This window comes from Alteromonas lipotrueae, from assembly GCF_019249255.1.
Classification (GTDB): domain Bacteria; phylum Pseudomonadota; class Gammaproteobacteria; order Enterobacterales; family Alteromonadaceae; genus Alteromonas; species Alteromonas lipotrueae.
Genome location: NZ_JAESDJ010000001.1, coordinates 214,208 through 232,697, shown reverse-complemented (window position 1 = coordinate 232,697; position 18,490 = coordinate 214,208). Strand labels below are relative to the sequence as shown.

General features: G+C 41.7%; 13 protein-coding genes. 4 read left to right on the top strand and 9 right to left on the bottom strand.

The genetic code is table 11. The features are described from left to right. Window positions 1–40: 40 nt before the first annotated feature. From KYS23_RS20620 to KYS23_RS00950, 6 genes are all read right to left on the bottom strand, one after another. On the bottom strand, window positions 41–1,021 hold the full coding sequence (locus tag KYS23_RS20620; RefSeq protein WP_218417914.1) for a tyrosine-type recombinase/integrase: 981 nt from the start codon (window positions 1,019–1,021) through the stop codon (window positions 41–43). After that, window positions 988–1,830: a toprim domain-containing protein gene (locus KYS23_RS00970; protein WP_218417913.1), complete on the bottom strand. Its 843-nt coding sequence runs from the start codon at window positions 1,828–1,830 to the stop codon at window positions 988–990. The genes KYS23_RS20620 and KYS23_RS00970 overlap by 34 nt, the downstream gene beginning before the upstream one ends. Continuing rightward, window positions 1,814–2,317, bottom strand: a complete 504-nt coding sequence (locus KYS23_RS00965) for a hypothetical protein (RefSeq protein WP_218417912.1) — start codon at window positions 2,315–2,317, stop codon at window positions 1,814–1,816. Before KYS23_RS00965 ends, KYS23_RS00970 begins: the two co-directional genes overlap by 17 nt. Continuing rightward, window positions 2,311–3,087: an ATP-binding protein gene (locus KYS23_RS00960; protein ID WP_218417911.1), complete on the bottom strand. Its 777-nt coding sequence runs from the start codon at window positions 3,085–3,087 to the stop codon at window positions 2,311–2,313. The genes KYS23_RS00965 and KYS23_RS00960 overlap by 7 nt, the downstream gene beginning before the upstream one ends. Beyond that, window positions 3,084–4,622 carry an IS21 family transposase gene (istA, locus tag KYS23_RS00955; protein WP_218417910.1) on the bottom strand — a complete coding sequence of 513 codons (1,539 nt, stop codon included), beginning with the start codon at window positions 4,620–4,622 and terminating at the stop codon, window positions 3,084–3,086. The genes KYS23_RS00960 and istA overlap by 4 nt, the downstream gene beginning before the upstream one ends. Before the next feature lie 192 nt (window positions 4,623–4,814). Then, complete coding sequence (locus KYS23_RS00950; protein ID WP_218417909.1) at window positions 4,815–5,093, bottom strand: hypothetical protein; 279 nt, start codon at window positions 5,091–5,093, stop codon at window positions 4,815–4,817. Window positions 5,094–5,188: 95 nt separating this feature from the next. On the opposite strand from KYS23_RS00950, the gene KYS23_RS00945 reads away from it, so the two are divergent. The 4 genes from KYS23_RS00945 (at window position 5,189) to KYS23_RS00930 (ending at window position 9,178) form a co-directional block, all read left to right on the top strand. Further along, window positions 5,189–6,190, top strand: coding sequence for a hypothetical protein (locus KYS23_RS00945; protein WP_218417908.1), 1,002 nt, complete (start codon window positions 5,189–5,191; stop codon window positions 6,188–6,190). A gap of 1,303 nt (window positions 6,191–7,493) precedes the next feature. After that, a complete protein-coding gene (locus KYS23_RS00940; RefSeq protein ID WP_218417907.1) occupies window positions 7,494–7,703 on the top strand; it encodes a hypothetical protein in 210 nt (69 codons plus the stop codon). Window positions 7,704–7,761: 58 nt separating this feature from the next. Then, window positions 7,762–8,043, top strand: a complete 282-nt coding sequence (locus KYS23_RS00935; protein WP_218417906.1) for a helix-turn-helix domain-containing protein — start codon at window positions 7,762–7,764, stop codon at window positions 8,041–8,043. Continuing rightward, a complete protein-coding gene (locus KYS23_RS00930) occupies window positions 8,030–9,178 on the top strand; it encodes a reverse transcriptase family protein (RefSeq protein ID WP_218417905.1) in 1,149 nt (382 codons plus the stop codon). The genes KYS23_RS00935 and KYS23_RS00930 overlap by 14 nt, the downstream gene beginning before the upstream one ends. Before the next feature lie 132 nt (window positions 9,179–9,310). Here KYS23_RS00930 and KYS23_RS00925 read toward each other — a convergent pair whose 3' ends face one another. From KYS23_RS00925 to KYS23_RS00915, 3 genes are all read right to left on the bottom strand, one after another. Then, complete coding sequence (locus KYS23_RS00925; RefSeq protein ID WP_218417904.1) at window positions 9,311–10,006, bottom strand: hypothetical protein; 696 nt, start codon at window positions 10,004–10,006, stop codon at window positions 9,311–9,313. Next, window positions 9,969–17,840: an RHS repeat-associated core domain-containing protein gene (locus KYS23_RS00920; RefSeq protein WP_218417903.1), complete on the bottom strand. Its 7,872-nt coding sequence runs from the start codon at window positions 17,838–17,840 to the stop codon at window positions 9,969–9,971. The genes KYS23_RS00925 and KYS23_RS00920 overlap by 38 nt, the downstream gene beginning before the upstream one ends. 258 nt (window positions 17,841–18,098) lie before the next feature. Then, window positions 18,099–18,248: a hypothetical protein gene (locus KYS23_RS00915; RefSeq protein ID WP_218417902.1), complete on the bottom strand. Its 150-nt coding sequence runs from the start codon at window positions 18,246–18,248 to the stop codon at window positions 18,099–18,101. Between the last annotated feature and the right edge of the window lie 242 nt (window positions 18,249–18,490).

Here is an 18,490-nt window from a genome sequence, read left to right as displayed (position 1 = left end):
AGGAAGCCTTAGGCTATCCCAGCTGAACCCTTGCTGCGCCTCAAACTTGTCTGTTAACCGGGTGAGCTGAAGGGATGTAAATTTCAGGATGCTTTACTGCTGGATGACAATCTTGATAATCGCCACTGTATTTCTGCACGGCCAAGCTGATATAGCCCTCAGTTGTCACAACGCTTGCATGACCCAGCAAGCACTTTACGGTAATAATATCTGCACCGTTGTTCATTAAGTTGGTTGCGGCTGTGTGGCGAAATAAATTACTGGCACCAGGTTTGATGACGCCCGCTCTATGTTTGTACCGATTCACTAAACGCGTGACTTGGCTGCCTCTAAAGGGCATCCCTTTGTCATCCAAAAACAAAATATCGCCTGAATACATACCTTGCAGTTTCGGCCGAACTTTATCTCTGTAATACACCACAACATCCATCGCCTTATCCGCTATCGGTACAATCCGACCTTTACCGCCTTTTCCTCTAGGGATGAGAATCAAGTTAGCCTTTGTATTGATGCCATTCGTTAAAATTTGCGTGATATCACCGCGACGGGTGCCACAGGCTGCCAAAATAGCGAGAATCGCGCTGTCCCGCAGACCTTTGTCGCCGCGAAAGCTGGTTTGGTTGATTACTGCGTTCATCTCATCGGGTTGTAACACTTCTTGGGTAATGAGCTTGTCAGCAGAAGGTGTTGTAACTTTTTCTGAAAAGTTGATATCAATTAAATCCGTTTTGAATAAGTACAGACAGAACATTCGAAGCCGCGTAATTTTATTGCGTCGGGTGGCTTTGGTTATTAGCTTTTGTGTTTTTCCACACCGATACACATGAAGATGCTTGATGTAATCGTTTATCCCATCCAATGATAAATCACTGACAAAAAATCCACGATTTGCAATGTACCAGCGAACAAATATCCGCAGGCACGACAATTTGCCCTCGACGGTGCGCGGGCTCTGCTCTTCGAGTTGGCACTGTTCGATGTATTTAGTCAGTGCATTAATGAGGGAGAGCTGTTCTGGCACCGGTTAATCTCTTCAATTTCACACATTACTGATTCAAATCGCTTCGACATTGCCCACAAGCTGCTCACGCTCTCACCGACACAGAGTGAGAGCTTTTTCACAGTAATATCAACGTCTTCAAGCTGTCTTTTGATGATCGAAAAATACCTATCACCTGACGGCGTGCGTGACAGCGCGAGTGTCACTGTTGTTATTCCGTGTTCAAGAAGTTCATAGAGATGACTGTCTTCGAGCATCTTCAAATCCAGAAGCGAAACAACATTTCGAACGCCCGCTGAAGCAAAACTCAAAACATCAAAAGGGGATTCACATAAAGTGATGTGGTCGTATGATGACAGGGCAGCATGGTTGTAAAAATATCCACAGTATTCTGGCATTAATACACTCAGTGTTTTTCCACGCATGGCCTTGGGAAAGTCTGCTCGCCGTTTTCCAAAGGCACCAATCAACTCGTTGTCCAAATTGAATATGGGCAGAACATCCATACCGCGAAATGTTTCGTGCCCAGTGACACCGTTGATAAGCCGTAAACGCTCATAAAATCCACGGCATCGCTCGCCTTCAATGGTTTCAGCTTTCGGTAACGTTTTAGGGAAAGTGCGGTCACAGAAGCCTACATGGAATTCTTTTAATGTGTTGTCATCATAAATCCCATAGGCTTCACGAAAAAAGCGCAGTCCACTTTCGTTTTGCACGAGCGCGTTGTGATAGTGCCGCAGTAACGCTTTGGCGAAATGCAGCTCGGTACTTTTACTAACAAGTGTTGAGGGGCTGTAGACGTCCCACGCGCTCTCAATGGAGGGTTGCATAAGCGCGCCCTCCAATTGATTTATTTGCAGAAGCGTAGTAGCCAAATTCGTCGACAACTGAACTCAATCGCTGTGCGAAAATGTGCCACTGCTGCTCGCGCCATTTCGCCATGTCTGTTGCGTGAAAGGGTAACTTCAACTCAATAGGCGTTAAGCCCAAACAAGTCGCCAATTTTTCAAACTTGTTTGCATTAAAATGCGGCCCTTGTTTATCCGAGCAATATATAACGAATTTAAAGCCTAATTTTCTAAGTGATTGGAGATGGGTATAACTATTTTCATCTTTATATTCACTGTAAGCATTCACATAACCATGCTGATCAAGTGCAGCGGCGTCAACATCAGAGCAACAGCGAATCGCTGACGATGTATAAGTTAGATTCTGCCCTGATGAAAACGTTTCAAAAACGCGAATATAGCGAGACATGGCGTTCGAAACATGGTGCTGTTCGTATCGCTGACGGGTGCCGGGTCTTAAATTTAACATGATTTGGCTCCTTTGGACGGGGCGTTGAAAGCTTTTTTCATGCCTTCCTCGCGAAAATCTATTTCGTGATCGAGGTGAATTTTCTGGGAATAGGTGACAATGCGACCAAATATCGCATCCGCGATAGCTTCTCCGCCTAAGGCCTGATGAATAACAGCTGGGTCGAATTGCGTCGTGATTACAAAGGAGCCCTGACCTTCGCGCTTCTCAACAAACTCAAAAAGCACACTCTGCTCTTCGCGGGAAAGCTTATGTAATGTCCAATCGTCAATGATGATAAGATCAATACGTAATAGCTTTTTGATCACTTCATACAAGTGACCTTCATTTTGTGCTGCAAGTAATTGGATTATCAGTTCCTGGTAGCGAAAGAACTTAACTTTAAAGCCGCGAAGTATCGCTTCATTGCCAATGGCAGAGGCAATGTGTGTTTTGCCGCATGAGCTTTTCCCGGATAAAAGGACATTGGTTGACTTTGCGATCCAATTACAACTTTTCAGATACTCTAAGATCGTTTTATCAATCATCTCCCCCAAACGAAGTGAACTTGAGAACGTTGCATCTCGCCAGCGTAAAGACGCTGAACGACGCGCTCGTGCGAATGCATCAGATTGGTTTTGGGAAAGTTGAATATCCAGCAGTGCGTTTAACCAATTTTCAACGGCTCGGTTATCACACGTGTCCGGCAGTTCATGTTGTTCGATGCATGAAGAGATGGCTTTTAAACGAAGGGATGTAAGCTTATCCCGTGTGGTACTTTTAATCTTCATCTTTCTACTCCAACTTGGTTGTAATACTCGCCACCACGCAGTAACGCGCCTGGTATTTTAGGGATTTCGCTTCTCTGACTCTGTCGGTACACACCCGATTTGAGTATGTTTTCAAACACTTGAATATTCTTGGTTTGGCCCGTGCTCAGGGCATACTGGCAGGCTTGTACGACATCATCACTTTCATAATTCGCGACGAGACTTTGCAGTTTTCTTGCTCGATGATTCCCTCGTTTGGAATGTGAATATTTTGAATCAAAGAAATGACCAATCAATTCAGCAACGCTACCATCTTTGAACGTTTCTGTTGCCCAGGTTTGATAATGCTCCTTAGGGTAGTCTTCGTAAGCGCGGTGTTTCGGATCCAAGTGAGATTCAACTTTGGTTTGCCCGCCTTTCTCAAAACTTCGTTCATGCTCTGCGATTAGCATGTGCTCATAAAAGACTTTGACGGAGCCTTTGTGCAATTGCACTTGGACTTTTTTATGTGCAAAACGAAACGGTACGGTATAGGAGTGTTCGTCTATTGTTACCCAATAACTGTCTTGTAAATTAATTTCGCTGATTTTTTCAAGCGGATCGAATGGCTTTTTCAGCAAGTCCAAAAGGTTGGGTTTATCGAATTTTAAAAACAGTTCTTCTCGACTAACAGCACGTCGATGAAATTGTCGTGCGTTGTAATTATCAACCTCAACCTCCAGCCAATCATTGATGTCTTCGAGCGAGCGGAATACTAGCTTAATGAGTTTGGGGTAGATGCTCTGTTTAAAAAACTTAACGGCAAGTTCAACCAGCGCCTTGTCTTGCGGATGACCAGGACGTGCGGGCATTACCGTAACGTCATAATGGTCTGCAAATGCTTTAAATGCGGGGTTTATCTCAAGTTGTGGATGGATCTTAGTTACAACTGCTTTAGGATTGTCCGGTACGATAATTTCCGGTCGCCCTTCACTCTTTATAAACACGTACTCAAACCCTTTGATCCAGCTAGTAGTGGTCTGATCCAACGTAGCCAGGATAAAAAAGCGTTGTGAATGTGTATGGATGCCAACAAAAAACTGAATTGGACGAACGGCAAATGGCACTTTAAGTGTCCGTCCCGCGAAGTCACCTTGAATACACTCGCCAGCCCGGTGCGTCAACTTCATAGACACTTTAAGTTCATCTTTGTACGTTCGATAGTAGCGACAAAACGTAGAGTATTTGACGCTACGCAACGGAGACTGCGCCACCCAGGTTTGAAAAACAAACTGAATGGTCATCCCTTTTTTCTGCATTTCTTGATGAACCCATTCCAGGTTAGGCATCACCCTTATCTTCTTGCGCTTTCCTTCGTTTGGATAACGGAGTGCCAAAATTTTTTCCGGCTCTAATTTCACCATTTCTTTGTGTGAAATCTCTAGTTTGTTTAGCCGTTTAAGCGCTCTGGATACACTTTGGTGGCTACAGCCAGTCACTTCGCCTATTTGCCGGAATGAAAGCTGCCCTTGTTCTTCAAGCTTCTTGATATCAATAATTTGCTTAGCTTTGAGCATGGTGTTGTCCTCATTAAATTGAAGACGCACGAGGCCCTGACGCAAAAATATTGCGCCGCAAACTTGCAAGTCGCGAGGAATCAACTAACCTTTAGTTTGTCGGCGACCAAACACGACATACTATCAAGGCCTTGAAGAATTCTTCGGGGCTTTTTTATGCGTCCAATAAATCGGTGTTGTTCTTTCAGTCGATCATTGTCTTTTCTTCATCTTCTTCTCGCTTTTTATTGATTCTTTCGCTAGCCATGCGGCGACGTCTGCTGTCAGCGCAAACCTACCTCGCCGTTTATCTATGGTGAAAATATTTACTGGCAATGTGCCTCTCGCAATAGCTTGTCGAAAAGCGTCTGACGTTTTGTAGCCCAGCGCTTTCATTAAGTCGTCCCCTGTCACGACAGGCGATTTGTATAAGAAGAGAAGCTCACGTTCTATGTGCTCTGTCTTGCGAGCTAGTTCGGTTTCGTATTCCATGATTCATCTCAATGTCTGTGACAGGTCGTGAAGTTCAATTTTATGCACTATGCTAAAAATTGCATGGTGGAAAAAAATCCCCAAAACTTTTATGTATGAATACACAGCACATTCTCTCTACATACAAAACGCTATCCCCTGAAACGCAGGGAATTGCGTCTCACATATGGACTCTCGACATCATGAGAGAGTTGAGGGTGGATAGCTGTGCACAAATGCTTGACGCGTTGAGTGAATTAAAAGGGCGGCGCACAACAACCCAGCAGGAGCGCAACTCAAATTTTTGGTATGAAAAGCTTCGATGTAAACCCGTTTCCCATCAGTGTAAGTTAGACAAAATCCACCAGTATTTTCCCGGCATTAATGCGGTTTTGATTCACCCACTTTGGTCGTTGTTTGATGGCTCGCACCCAATCGACGCGAAGCCTATCGGCGCTGCAAATCGATTCTTAGATAAGTACAACATTGGGTTCGTTGTAGAAGATATTTTGAATAAGGAATACTGCGAAAAATTTGAAGAGGGTTTATTTTATCTAACGTTTGTTAATAACCTGGATGGGTTGTTCACGTTATTAGTTATTCAAGGCCAAAATTTTATTGATGAATATATACAGACACTCGCCAGCGAGTTCGCATTCAACTTGTTTGTTAGGCTTATGACTCTTGAATTTCCCTCAAAATACAATACGACACACATTTTGTTTGACAATATTAGTGTTAATTTATTCACTGATTATCAAGACACTAGGGCTCCAATTACTTATGAAGAACTTGAATCTCTTCTCAGAGATGAAGCATTACCTGAGCCACAACTTACTATCAAAGAGCAGTTATCAGGCGCAATAGATGGTTTTGGTGCACTCAATCAAGCCCATGTTATCTCTCCTATTGTATGCGGGTTGAAGCAATTGATGAGGCGGGTAAGTAGAGAACATTACCCGTCACCTATACATCAACATGCATTCTTATACTTTGCGCTTAAGCAAAACCGACTTCCGGCTCTTTATGATGAGCTTAGTGGTCGACACCCATCAAAACTCCAACCCTTGTCTAGCCAAATTCTAGAAAACGTAAATTCAATACTGGTCGAAACCTAAAATTCGCAGGTTGGTCCAAATTGATGAACATGGTGGTCCAGGACATCGAGAACAAAAGTCCATTAAGAGAGAACGCGTGGTCCATTTTTTAAGAATTTGCACATGCAAAATAACACCATTTTGAACCACATAACGCCATTGGATGGACCACCTTTTCTCTCTAGCTTGGACCAGCATTATCCGTAAGTTGGACCATGGCTGTGGAATCCAGTCCACAGTTAAGATTGACTAATTTGGGTCAGGGGAATTTTTTCGCTACCTAATGAATAACGCTGACTAAAGACAGTTTATTTGCCGTAATGAGCTTTTTTATTGAGTACTGGCATCATTTACAATGCCAAATAAGAGAGAAAAAACGTTTCGGTTGCTGAATTAAGTCAGGAAAAGTCTCCCGTTTTCATACGCTCAAGCACATCTAAGATGCATTTCCTTCCAGAGGCTATTTGGAGTAGGTCTACTGGTTTTGCATTTGCCAGGGGACGTTTTGCGGTATTCAGCCAACTTAAGCATAAGTCTTCACGTTGCTGGAACTGCTCCATCAAACAACTCCATATCTGGCACAAACCTAAAATGGCATCGCTTTGGCTGGAACTTAGTCTCCGATTTGAATTTTTCGATGCCCGTAACCTTTTTAATCCTAGAACGGCACAAATTAAAGTCATAGGTAAGGATTTGCTAAAGCCTTGTACACTGTTAATAGAGAGTCCCTGTCTACAAGCTAAAGCAACTGCAAGTGATTGCGGATTAAAATTGGGGTTGCAAAGCGCTTCGGAGCACAATGACTTAATATCAAAGCTCTCACTTTTCGTAACAGTAGTTCCCATACCCTATACCAACATGTAAACGCACAAACCTAACCGAATTTTAGTTGATTGAATTACATCATCAAATCCTGAGTGCAGCTCTCTCTATCATAAAAATCGTCATCTTATCTCACTTTGGAAACATGTACACAAAAACAGTGTTGACATATAGGATACACCAGTCTATTGTGAAAGTGTGCAAGCGAATTCGCTTGTTGTGTTCTTTCATAACTCTATATCAATGCGAACTGCAACGGGTCATTAGACCGTTCATTTTTTAATGAACTGCTTTTCTCGCACATACAATTCGTTTAGCACCCCCATGTGCTCGTCGATGCGTATAGCCTGTTGAATAATGGGTGAACGGCGGGGAGAGTTTCCAGAGAAACTCTCTGGTGGTATTGGCTAGGTTTGTCTGCGGTGTTTCAAATCGGTTCGTGGTGTAAGTAACGGCGGGGGCATCACACCCCGGTTTGTTTAACGATATAGGAGTACGCAATATGAAAGATATTGTTGCCGCCTTGAAAGAGGCTCGTAATAAATGCACAGACACCGCAGACAAAAGCACTTTGAGGGACTTGGATGAAATCATCCAAAAACTCGAAGAAAAGACAAAGGAAAAACCCAAGCAAGCTCACTGGCTTGCTTACGTTGTCAAAGCGTTTGCTTTGATAAGGTTACTGGCTGGTGAAATTGATAGTGGCGAATAGCCTTGTAGTTGTCTGTTGCAACCAGCCAAGTAAATCCACCCACATGTAGGTAGATGCTATGTTATCAATTGGTACAACATTAAAGGAATGCCGAGAGCTGAAAGGCATAAGTCTCGGCCAGCTTGCAAAAGCTTCGGGCGTAAATAAGTCTTATTTGTCAAAAATCGAAAATAACAAAAGAGATCCTTCTTTGACGTCGTTAAACTCCATCTGTGAGGCCATTAACGTTCCGTTGAGTATCTTCATCTTGCTTGCAGAAAATACGGCCAATGATTCTTTTTCAGAAATAACTGAGTTGCTCAAATCCACCGCAAGGAATGTGATTGGTGAGCGAAGCTAATACAGTAGAGAATTTCCAGTGTAGGCAATCCCAAATTGGCAGTATAAAAGCGCTTGCCAAAACACTCTCACTGATCGAGTCAGAGCTTATCGACTTAGCTGAATGCTCAGATCAATATTACAAAGTTTCCAAAGAAATTCCGAAAAGTGATGGTTCTGTTCGACGCACCTACAGTGTCAGCTACCCATTAAAGAAAGTGCTTATCCGTATTCGAAGCCGAATCATCTCAAATGTCGATTATCCCGACTATATTCTGGCTGGAAGATTGGGCAGAAGTTATTTGGATAATGCGAACAAGCATAAGTCCTCCGCGATGATTTTATCTGAGGACATTACGCGTTTCTTTGACTCAATTAAGCAAGAGTACGTGGAGCAAATTTTTAAGTATTTTTTTCACTTTCCTCCAGATGTTGCCAAGACTCTTTCTCAACTATGCACGTTAGACGGCTATCTAGTGCAAGGTAGTCCACTGAGTGGCGATATTGCTAACTTAATTTTTAATGAAAAAGAGCCGAACGTCGTCAAATTAGCAGCCGAACTCGGCCTTAAATACTCACGCTATTATGATGATATCTACGTGAGCTCCTTAACCAATAACTTTGACGCACATATTGGCACATTGCGCACCGCGATTTATGGAATGTTTGCGAGTGTCGAGGTCAAACCAAACAAATCACCTCAAAAAAGCCGGGTCATGCGATCTTCACACAGAATGGACGTACATGATGTAACCGTAAACTCACACAAATTGTCTCCGTCAAAAAAGCGAACGTCTAAAGTCAGACTAAGTGTCGACAGGCTTAGAAAAATGGTTGCTGAGGATGCAGCGATTTCAGACATACTCAAAGTATATAGGTCGACGTTTGGTCAGCTAATCACCTTAAAATCTCAAGGCAGTCCAAAGTATGTCAAAATGCGTTCCGAACTTGATCAAATTATGAAGAGTATCGAACCTGCAAAGGCTCGAAAATTTGCACGCAAATTCAGGAATATAAAGACTGAGGCAGATTTCAAGTCTTTCGCACAAAAAATATCTGTTTTGAAACGGATAAGTCCGTCTGTTGCGGGTGTGATAAACGCTGAATCGAAATCCGCGAAGTTAAAAATCAAATTCAAGCAAGCTACTACACATTAAAATCATCAGAACCAGTAGTGATGCGTAACCACCACTACAAGCTAAGGTTCTATGGCTAATAATTGCACTCAACTCTTTTTGAAATACAATCCCCGCCGAAGCGGGATTTGGTTTCAAATTACAGTGGGTGTCTTAATTTACTATTGGCCTCAACTCACTAAAGACATCCCCTTTCTGTTGAGATGTTAGCTCTTCAATTTTCTCAGAAGTCATTGGCTCCGGTGGATTTTCAGGTATAGCACTTACAACTTTGTTCTCATAATTATTGCGGAGAAAATCATGGAAAATTGAAACCAGTTCTATCGCACTCTCTCCATTTATTTCAGTGACGTTTGGGTTAATAAAAGAAACCAAACGCTCTGCATTTCCAATCTTAGATTTCACGAAATAACAGGAACTACTAAATTGTTCAGCACCTTCAAACTGCGCCACTTTATCAAAATCTACATTGCCAATAGAGTCAAAGAAATACTGTCCATCGCTTTCAGACAGGCTCATCGTTTGAAGTTTGCCTGGAGCTTCATACATTATCGAAAAAAACTCGCCTCTTGAACTTGTCAGCAATAGATACTTTAGTCCAGTTTCTGACAGACTTTTAAATGCGATATAGTTTTCTACGCCTTTAAAGTCTTTTCTTTCTAACTCAGCCTCAACTTGTTGAAATATATCATTTCGATACAAAAAACCGATTTCGCAAGATTCTAACTGGTTGCTAATTCGACCGTTAATCCCATAAAAGAGAGCGCCTATTGCGATGAACGCAAATAGGGTCAATACCACAAAATATTTTTTAGCGCGTCCTTCCGCGAACAGATTCGAAACTGTCAACTCTTGGTCCTCCTATTGAATACTGTGTGCGAACAAAAGGCATATTGTCTGCTCTTCTGATCTGATTCGTAAATCTCACTGCATTTACTTCCCAACCGTTTTCGCCTTGCACACGCTGACCTATATTTGGTGCTTGTGAAAAATACGATGCATTTTGCCAAGCATGGAACAGCTCGTGTGCCAATACATATTTAGGTCTCATCCTATGAGATATCGATCTACCCCGCATGTTTTCGAAAGATACAGGTGATTTCAACGAATTCGGGTCAAACGCGATGGTTGTTCCAGTCCATGAGAAGATGTCCCCGTGTCCTCTTGAAGTAGCTGCACTTTTACCAATATTTTCAAATATGTTTATCGATGTTCCACTTGAGGCCAATCCTTGAAGTAGCTCAAGCCCAAACTCATTGTCTTTAAGTTCACCTAAATATCCAGCAACTTTATCACTAAACCCTTCCGACCCACTGACATTGTAGTTGAAGCTTTGATCATCACCGAGGTCAACTGAACCAGCCTCAGCGCCATATTTTTCAACACTACTTTGATACGCAGCGTTCAAGTCTTCATCGTTGTTTATTCCTCCAACGTTTCCGAAATTGGAATCAGATTTTGAAAGGCTTTGTTGAGACCCTATATCAGAAACATTAAAGCCCGCTCCTGATAGAGCGTTTGACACTGAGTTTTTAACAGTATTAACAGCCGCTCCATTGCTCCCACTGAATGTAACTGTAACTCCGCCACTTCCATTTGATGATGCGCTCACTTCAACTTTGTGTTTGATACGGCTGCCTGTCTTTGTAACTGTAACGGTTTTTTTAACTTCATCCTCAGGCGCATATCCCGTAGGGTCCGTTCCTGATAAAGGATTATTCATTATGTATGAATAAGGATTAATACCCTGCGAACCACCATGAACAAACGGATCAACACTCAAGAAACGTCCAAGGTTATAATCATACACCCGCCCGTTCATATGAATAATTTCTACTTCATCCAAATGTTCGTGGTCAGTAAAACCTCGGCGTGTGGCCATATCCACATCAAGCAAATTACTACCTAAGCGAGCAAACTTACCAAAACTCTGCATTAAACTACCATCACCCATTCTTGGTTTACCAAAAGGGTCAAAATAACGGTAGGCTATTATATTGCTATTGTGGTCAATTAGCGTAGTCGAGCTGCCTAAACGGTCTTTGTGAGTAAAGCGAATTTTCTTCTCACTATTACTCTCGACTATCACAGCGACATCGCTAATGTATGAAGTTTCAGTGGTTTTCGAATCTTCTTTCTCTACCTCAAACAAGCTGCTCACATAGTGAGTAACAATATTTTTACCGTTAACGGTTCTTACTTGTTTATATCTCGTCCAGTCAGCATCATAAGACAAAGTTACTTTTGCCCCCATCCGGTTAATGATCGTGGGCTTATTCATAACATTATAAGTGAACTCAGTAACGTTATTGCGTTTAATAAGGTTACCTTTGTTATCGTGACTAAAAGTATTCGAGCCCCCCGCTTTTAGCGCGACAGACTTAACTTTATTCGTGTTAGCGTAATAAGTGTAAGCGTTCCCACTATTTACTGTGTAATCAGTTTTCTTTTTAAGGTTTCCAACAGCGTCGTAAGCGTAATCCACATGAGTGGTTGCACTACCCACTTTAATTGAAGAGCGTTCTAATCGATGCAGTTTATCATAAGTGTAAGTGTCAACTTGAGGGGTGCTTCCAACACGATTAACTTGACTTCGTAAATTCCCATAACTGTCGTAATTGGTATAATCAAGATAGTGAACCGTTGCCCCGCTGGCTTTTACTAAACTCACTAACATTTGACCCGTTCGTTGGCTGTAAATGTACTCACCATTTTGTTTAGCGTTAGCAATATTTGCCTTTTTGATATTGCCAAGACTATCTTGCTCGGTTATTTCCCTGTAAACATAGTTATTGGCCGCATTTTTTTCGGCGGTTAGGTAACCCCTACTATTGTAAACCAACGCTATTTTTAGACCATTGGGGTAGATATGCGCTTTTGCAAATCCGTGATCAGCATTATATTCCGTTATTGTAGAATAACTTGTACCGTCAATTGTACTTTTAACTTGGGTTGGCCTTGCCAAGCTGTCGTAATAGAATTCCCTTGATGCACCAGACACAGTTGATTTACTCAACAGCCCTTTTTTCTTGGTGTCCCACGTAAACGTTGCCCCACCATCACTTGAGTAACGAAGTTTCACCCGACCTAGCTTGTCATAGTCGTAACGCTGATATTTACCATTTGCGTCTAGCTCGTTTTCAAGCTCACCGAACGCATTGTAAGTAAAAATTGTTTTCCCTTGGTTAGGATCGTTAACCCACAGTTTGCGCCCTAAATTATCGTAATGTGCTACTATTTGGTTTCTCGCTGCATCCTCAATAACTACAGGATTCCCCAGCCCGTCATAGCCGTAACGCGTTATCCCACCCAATGCGTCAGTGGTTTGTCTTAACAGACCGGAGCTATCATTTTCACGGCTCATTCTCAAGTTATAGCCATCACTTGCCGAGGTTGTTATTTCAGTTGTAAAACCAGAATGTGAATAATACGTTGTAAAATCTTCGTTACTATTTACCGCAGGTGTTGTTTTTTCCAACAACCTACCCAACACATCATACGATTTGTAAAGCGTATTAATTGGAGTCCCATTGTGTGGTAACGACTCAGAAGTCACCAGTCCAAGTGCATTGTAACGTTTATCCGTGATATTCCATTGCCCACTTTTAAATCCTTCAACAGAAGCGCGCAATGTTCTTCCGTAATCATCAAAGTAGGTTTTAGTTCTTGGGGCCCCAGCTTGGGCCGTAGAGATCATATAAAGTACATTAGATGATCCTTTCGCATTGTCTGGCGTGGCGTACGTTATGGTCTGCTTTGCTACACCTGGAGCGCTAATTTCTTTAGGTCGAAATAGACTATCGTACTTTGTTGTTGTGGTTAGGCTATTCGCATCTACAGCCATAGTTACCCCGCCAAAAAACGGACTATGGTGCATAGTACTGATGTGGTCATAGCTACCATTTTCTAACGTAATTTTAAAAGGAAAATAACCATCACTCGACTGCGTTGCGCCATCATTTGAATACGTGGTGAAAACCGAGCGAGTATCTATAACTTTGTTATTTTTGCTGCCCGTTAGCACAACCCCTTTTATGTGTTGCTGTTTCGGCAGCCCGTACGTATTGAAGGTAGTGATTGATACGCTACAAGGCGTACTGTTCGACGTATTCAAGCATCCGCTTTCGGTGAGGTCATCAACTCCACCACTGGTCACTACTTTGCTAGGCTTACGATGAGTGTTATTCCACTGCTCAATATGAGACGTTAGAACTTTCGTAAAGGTATTTGATTTACCATATAGAACAGACGTACTTTTAGGTGATATTTTCCTTGATATTGTCGACCACACTAATTTATTTGGCCAATCATCTGATGAGTCAAACTCAGCTGTTTTAATAACTGTATTTTCACTAAATTTATCCGTCTGTACTGTAGTACTCTTCAGTACGTTACCATGTGAATCTACAGCTGATTGAGGTACGGTGGTCGTGGCGGTAGCCAACGTAGAATAGAGATTGTTTATGTCATAGGTTTTTACCACTTGCTTAGCGTTATGAAGCAAGTACGTGCCTTCACCGCTATACGCTGATGTTTCTACCCACTCGTTTGTTGTATAGTTATAAGGGCGTGTTTTGCCAAGCTCCATCACTTTTTCGGTTTCAACAAGGCCGGTTTTCGGAAACATCTGTCCAAATGTGGTATTGGTTAAAATTTTGGCAGCAGTATTTTCGTGCGTGATTTCCCTAAAACCCATAAAACCACGACCTTTAACATTAAAAACTGCACCTTTATAGCGATAAAGGTGCTTGTTCTTAGCACCTACACCATTATCAATGTTGAATTCAGCAACCACATACATACTAGATGAGAAATGTAAATAATCCCCCTCACTGTTTTTTAGCTGATGAGTATACTCAAAATCTGTTTCATAGAAGGGCTGAGCATTGGTACCAGCTTTGTCGTACTCATCACTACTAAGGGGCCTATATTTCCATGTAGCAGAAATCCCTTTTGGTGCAGATACCGATTCTAGTAAATCGTGTGGCAAGTATTTTTCACCTCCTCTGGCAGCCCCTTTGTTTCGACTAATATAAGCGCCAAATTCTTCAAAATAAGGGGCCATTTCTGTACCACTACCATTATTTTCGAATGTATTTGATGAATAAGAGAGTTTGTGCAACGACACAAGGTCTGGCAGCCCTTTACCATGGCTATCTACAAAAGCTGATTCGTACGCGTGGCCTATATAGTCTGTGCTTTTTTTAGTAAGAGATATGTTCCCATTCGTATCTTCACTGAAATGGAAGGCATTCCACTTATAAATGCTGTCATCTCGCTCGGCTGATTGAATTTTAGCTACAGTGTTAGCACTATTTTTGAAAACCCCGTACATATCGTTCCCACAGCGTTTGCGGGTATTATTGTTGATGCCGTTAACCAAAGCGCACCCTGTTATAAGTCGAGGCCCAGGTTCAAGCAATTCAGCAACTCCATCTCCATCTACATCTGCAATTTTTATCGCATTTCCGTACATTGGTGTAGAATACTCAACGTCACCACCGGGTTCAAAAAATATGATGGTGCGGTTCATCTTAAAATTATCACCTTCTATGATGCTTTCATCAGAAAAGACACCATTACCCTGGTTCATTTTGACCACCAATAAGCTTTCAGTACTACTGTTTGGATTCTCTCTCCACCCTAACCAGTCAGACAATCCATCACCATTTACATCTGTGAAAAATGTAAAAAAGGTTTTTGAACTATTAGAGCCACTTCCGGAGTAGGAAAATGGTGACTCGGTATAGGTATAGCCATTCCCTGAATTAAAGAGAAACCTTCGAGGCTTTGGTTGTGGAAAATCAAAACTATACTTGGCGTCACCTGTATTATTTTCCACTAGCAATAAATCTGGTGTATTATCTCCATTAATATCACCCATAAACTGCACAGATGTTTTTTGTCTAATTTCAGATACACTGCTACCCACTCTTACTGATGAGAACGTGTAAACAAGTTTTGGATCATCGCTATAAGGGGAAGAGTTATTACCCGTGTGCAAGTAAACCCATAGTTTTGGGTTCATGTAATCCTCAAATCTATACACCATAAGATCAGGCCAACTATCGCCATTGTAGTCAGCAATATTCATAATATGGTCGTCTTGAAAGTCTAGATATAGTATTTTTTTATTTAACGTAATACCCGTATTCATCCATGAAGTGCTGTTTGTTTTAGAAGAGTACTTCAACTCTAAGCTACCATTATTGTTTCGCCAGTCATCAGTTAGGCCATCCAAATTAAAGTCAGCTTCGGTGCACACTACAATTCGTTTATAAAAATTGGTATGACATGGGTTTAGGGACTTACTTGTCGTCCCCGTTTTTTCGCCCTCTGCATTAACAAAAAAACCTTTCCAATCTCTTACACCATCTCCATTAATATCACCGCGCGGTAGAATATTAGCTATTCTATCTTCTGTAGCGTACATCGCCTTAGAATCAAAGCTGAAAGGTTCAAATGAAATTGCAGGTGTATCATCGCTCCAGTTAAACGTGGTTTTTGCTTTACATACTGCCCCACTGGTATATCCACACTCTTGTATATCTGACAGTAAATCTCTACCAGATGTTCGACTTTCTACATAACTCAAGTTGTATCGTTTAACTCTCTGAGCACCATAAAAAGTATCAACGTAATCTAACCGTTTTGTACTTTTGGTTAGGGTGCCCCACAGATAGGATGAGCGTGTTTTACGCTTATTCTGATATTTAAACTCAACTTTTCGCGTGCCATCCGTTGATCCATTGCCTGTATATTTAATACTGGTTAACAGTTTTTCGCCTGCACCATAGCTTGTGTAATAGTAACTAATATGGTTTTTAGCACTAACATCCTGTGTTTTGTCTAACAACCAAGACAAGTTCTTTTCAGTACCGCTTGGGGATACACGAGATGCAGATGATCTACCATAATAAGAGGTTACTCCGCTTGGCAACTTAACTTCAAAATAAGTAGATGTAGCATCAGTATTGCCACTTCGCTGAAAAACTCGTGTGAAGTTGTCAATTTCTAATCGGTATTCAGTATTTGCACTACCGTACAAGCCAGAGACATTGATCAATCTCTGACCATTCAAGCACAATTTGTCATTGGTATAACTAAATTTGATTGCGCCAACATAACCATCTTGAGCTTGTGTAGCAGAGCACCTTGCAATAGCCCCGCTAGCATTAAGTGTCCATCCAACACCTGCAATTCCAACACCAGAGCGACTGTTATACTGCAAAGCTACCGTGGGCTGCATGCCAGCTCTACCAGGGATGATGTCGATGGGAATAGTATATGCTGCAGCACCACCCGATACATTTGCCGAACCGGCTGTTTGGCCATAAAAGTCAGTCGCAGCAATTCCAGAAGCGGTAAACCTCTGTTCGCTAACAGCCCCCCCTTTTTCAGCCCATTCTAGATTTAACACTTCGAAGCTTGAAGAAATGGTAGAAGAGTAAGTATTATTAGCATCTTTGGCACGCACTGATATCGAGTGCGTCCCCTCGGGTAAATCTGCAAAGCTATACGTGTAAGGCGCTGACGTATCCACCTTCCAAGCCCCATTATTTACTTTGAACTCGACTTGACTAACACTTCCTTCTATATCGTTTGCAGAAGCTCTTGCCACAACAGGAATAGATAAACCATATTCACCCTGATGGGTTGGAGCAGCAATAGTTACTGTAGGCTTGTCATTAACCGAATTCACCGTGACCGAAAATGTTCTAGTAGCAGTCGAAACGCCGTCAGATACTGTGACAACGATATTTGCATACCCATATTTGTTCCCAATAGGAGCAAGACTTAAACTTCTATTAGAGCTACTTCCCGATACTGACAATGTATTGCTAGCAAATAAACTCGCATTGCTTGAAGACGCTGAAACCACGAGTCCATTTGATGCTTTTTCTATATCATTGACCGTAAAAGTAACACTAGTAGAACTGTCTTCATTTAACACAACATTAGAAATAGGCGATATTGTGGGCACATCATTTACAGCACTTACTGTTAGTAAGAAACTGCTTTCACTAGTAAGCAAACCGTCGCTAGCCTTAATAGTAATAGTTGCGCTGCCACTTTGGTTGGCATTAGGTTCAATTGAAAGTGACTTTGTCGTTCCGCTTCCACCAATAGAAATAGCTGACGCTGGTATCAGAGCGGGATTACTTGATAAAACATTGAGAGAAATTGCGGTATCTTGCTCTGTATCACTCACTGTGAAATTAATGGTTTTAGTGGTGTCTTCGTTGATTGCTTGATTAGAAATGGATGCTAGCTGAGGCGCTGTATTTAATATATAACCGTCGTTATCTGAAGTAAGGAACTGAAGCGTTTCATTTGCAGTATTAATAGTAATGTCTTCAAGGCCATTGCCATCGATATCGATGCGTTGAAATGATGACTCACCTATTAACACTGGCGCAATAGAATTAAACTGAGAAAAGCTAATAGGGGATGAAACCCAATTACTCCCGTCCCGCATAACCTCAATTATGTCGCCTTGGGCATAGGTAGGAACAATAACAAAAACTGTGCCCGCAATAGGTACCCAAGTCGGAGCAGACTTTACATAGTAGCTTCCATTTTTTTCGTAAAGCGACGCACTCCCCTCGCTAGCACTCACTGAATAGCTAATAAAAGCTAGCGCTATTATAATGTAAGATGAAATCGAGCGGATAATTTGCATTACCGTAGTCCTTTACAAAGTTTGCCTTGATATGGCTTCTTAAATTTTAATAGTCAATCTCAATACTGGTATTAACCTCGCATCAAGTTATAGAATATTCCGAATCCACTCAAAAAATAGCGGCAATTTTATTAGTAATTTTCACACCAATATCCTTTTCAGGAAAAGTGGTTTCAAAATAGTAAGTCACACTACGCTAAAGCATTTAAAAACTGACAGTAAAGCTAAACTAGGAGTTTTTTATGAAGCATTTTGGAATCAGGTTGCAAAGCCAATGGAAATAACATCGGCAATAGAACCACCATTTGTGCAGCCATTAGTTTCGTCAGTGTTAGGAGCTGAGCTCGCTGAATACCATACATCAACGTCTTTATTTGAAATGTGCGCGGCAAGAAGTATTGACAACATATTCTTTCCACCTTCAGTGGTCGCATCAAGTTTGAAATGCCTACCGAAGTAGCTACATACATCATTAGGAGCGTGATTCACGCCGAATAAAATGGATGTATTACCATAGAGTTTTTGTATTTTTACATTACCTAAAAAAGCTGCCGAACTTTGCGATGGAAAGCAGTATAGGGAGATTAACAGTATGGACAGGTAAGAAAGGTGTTTTTTTTTGAAATTCATCCTTGACACTCTGTTTATTA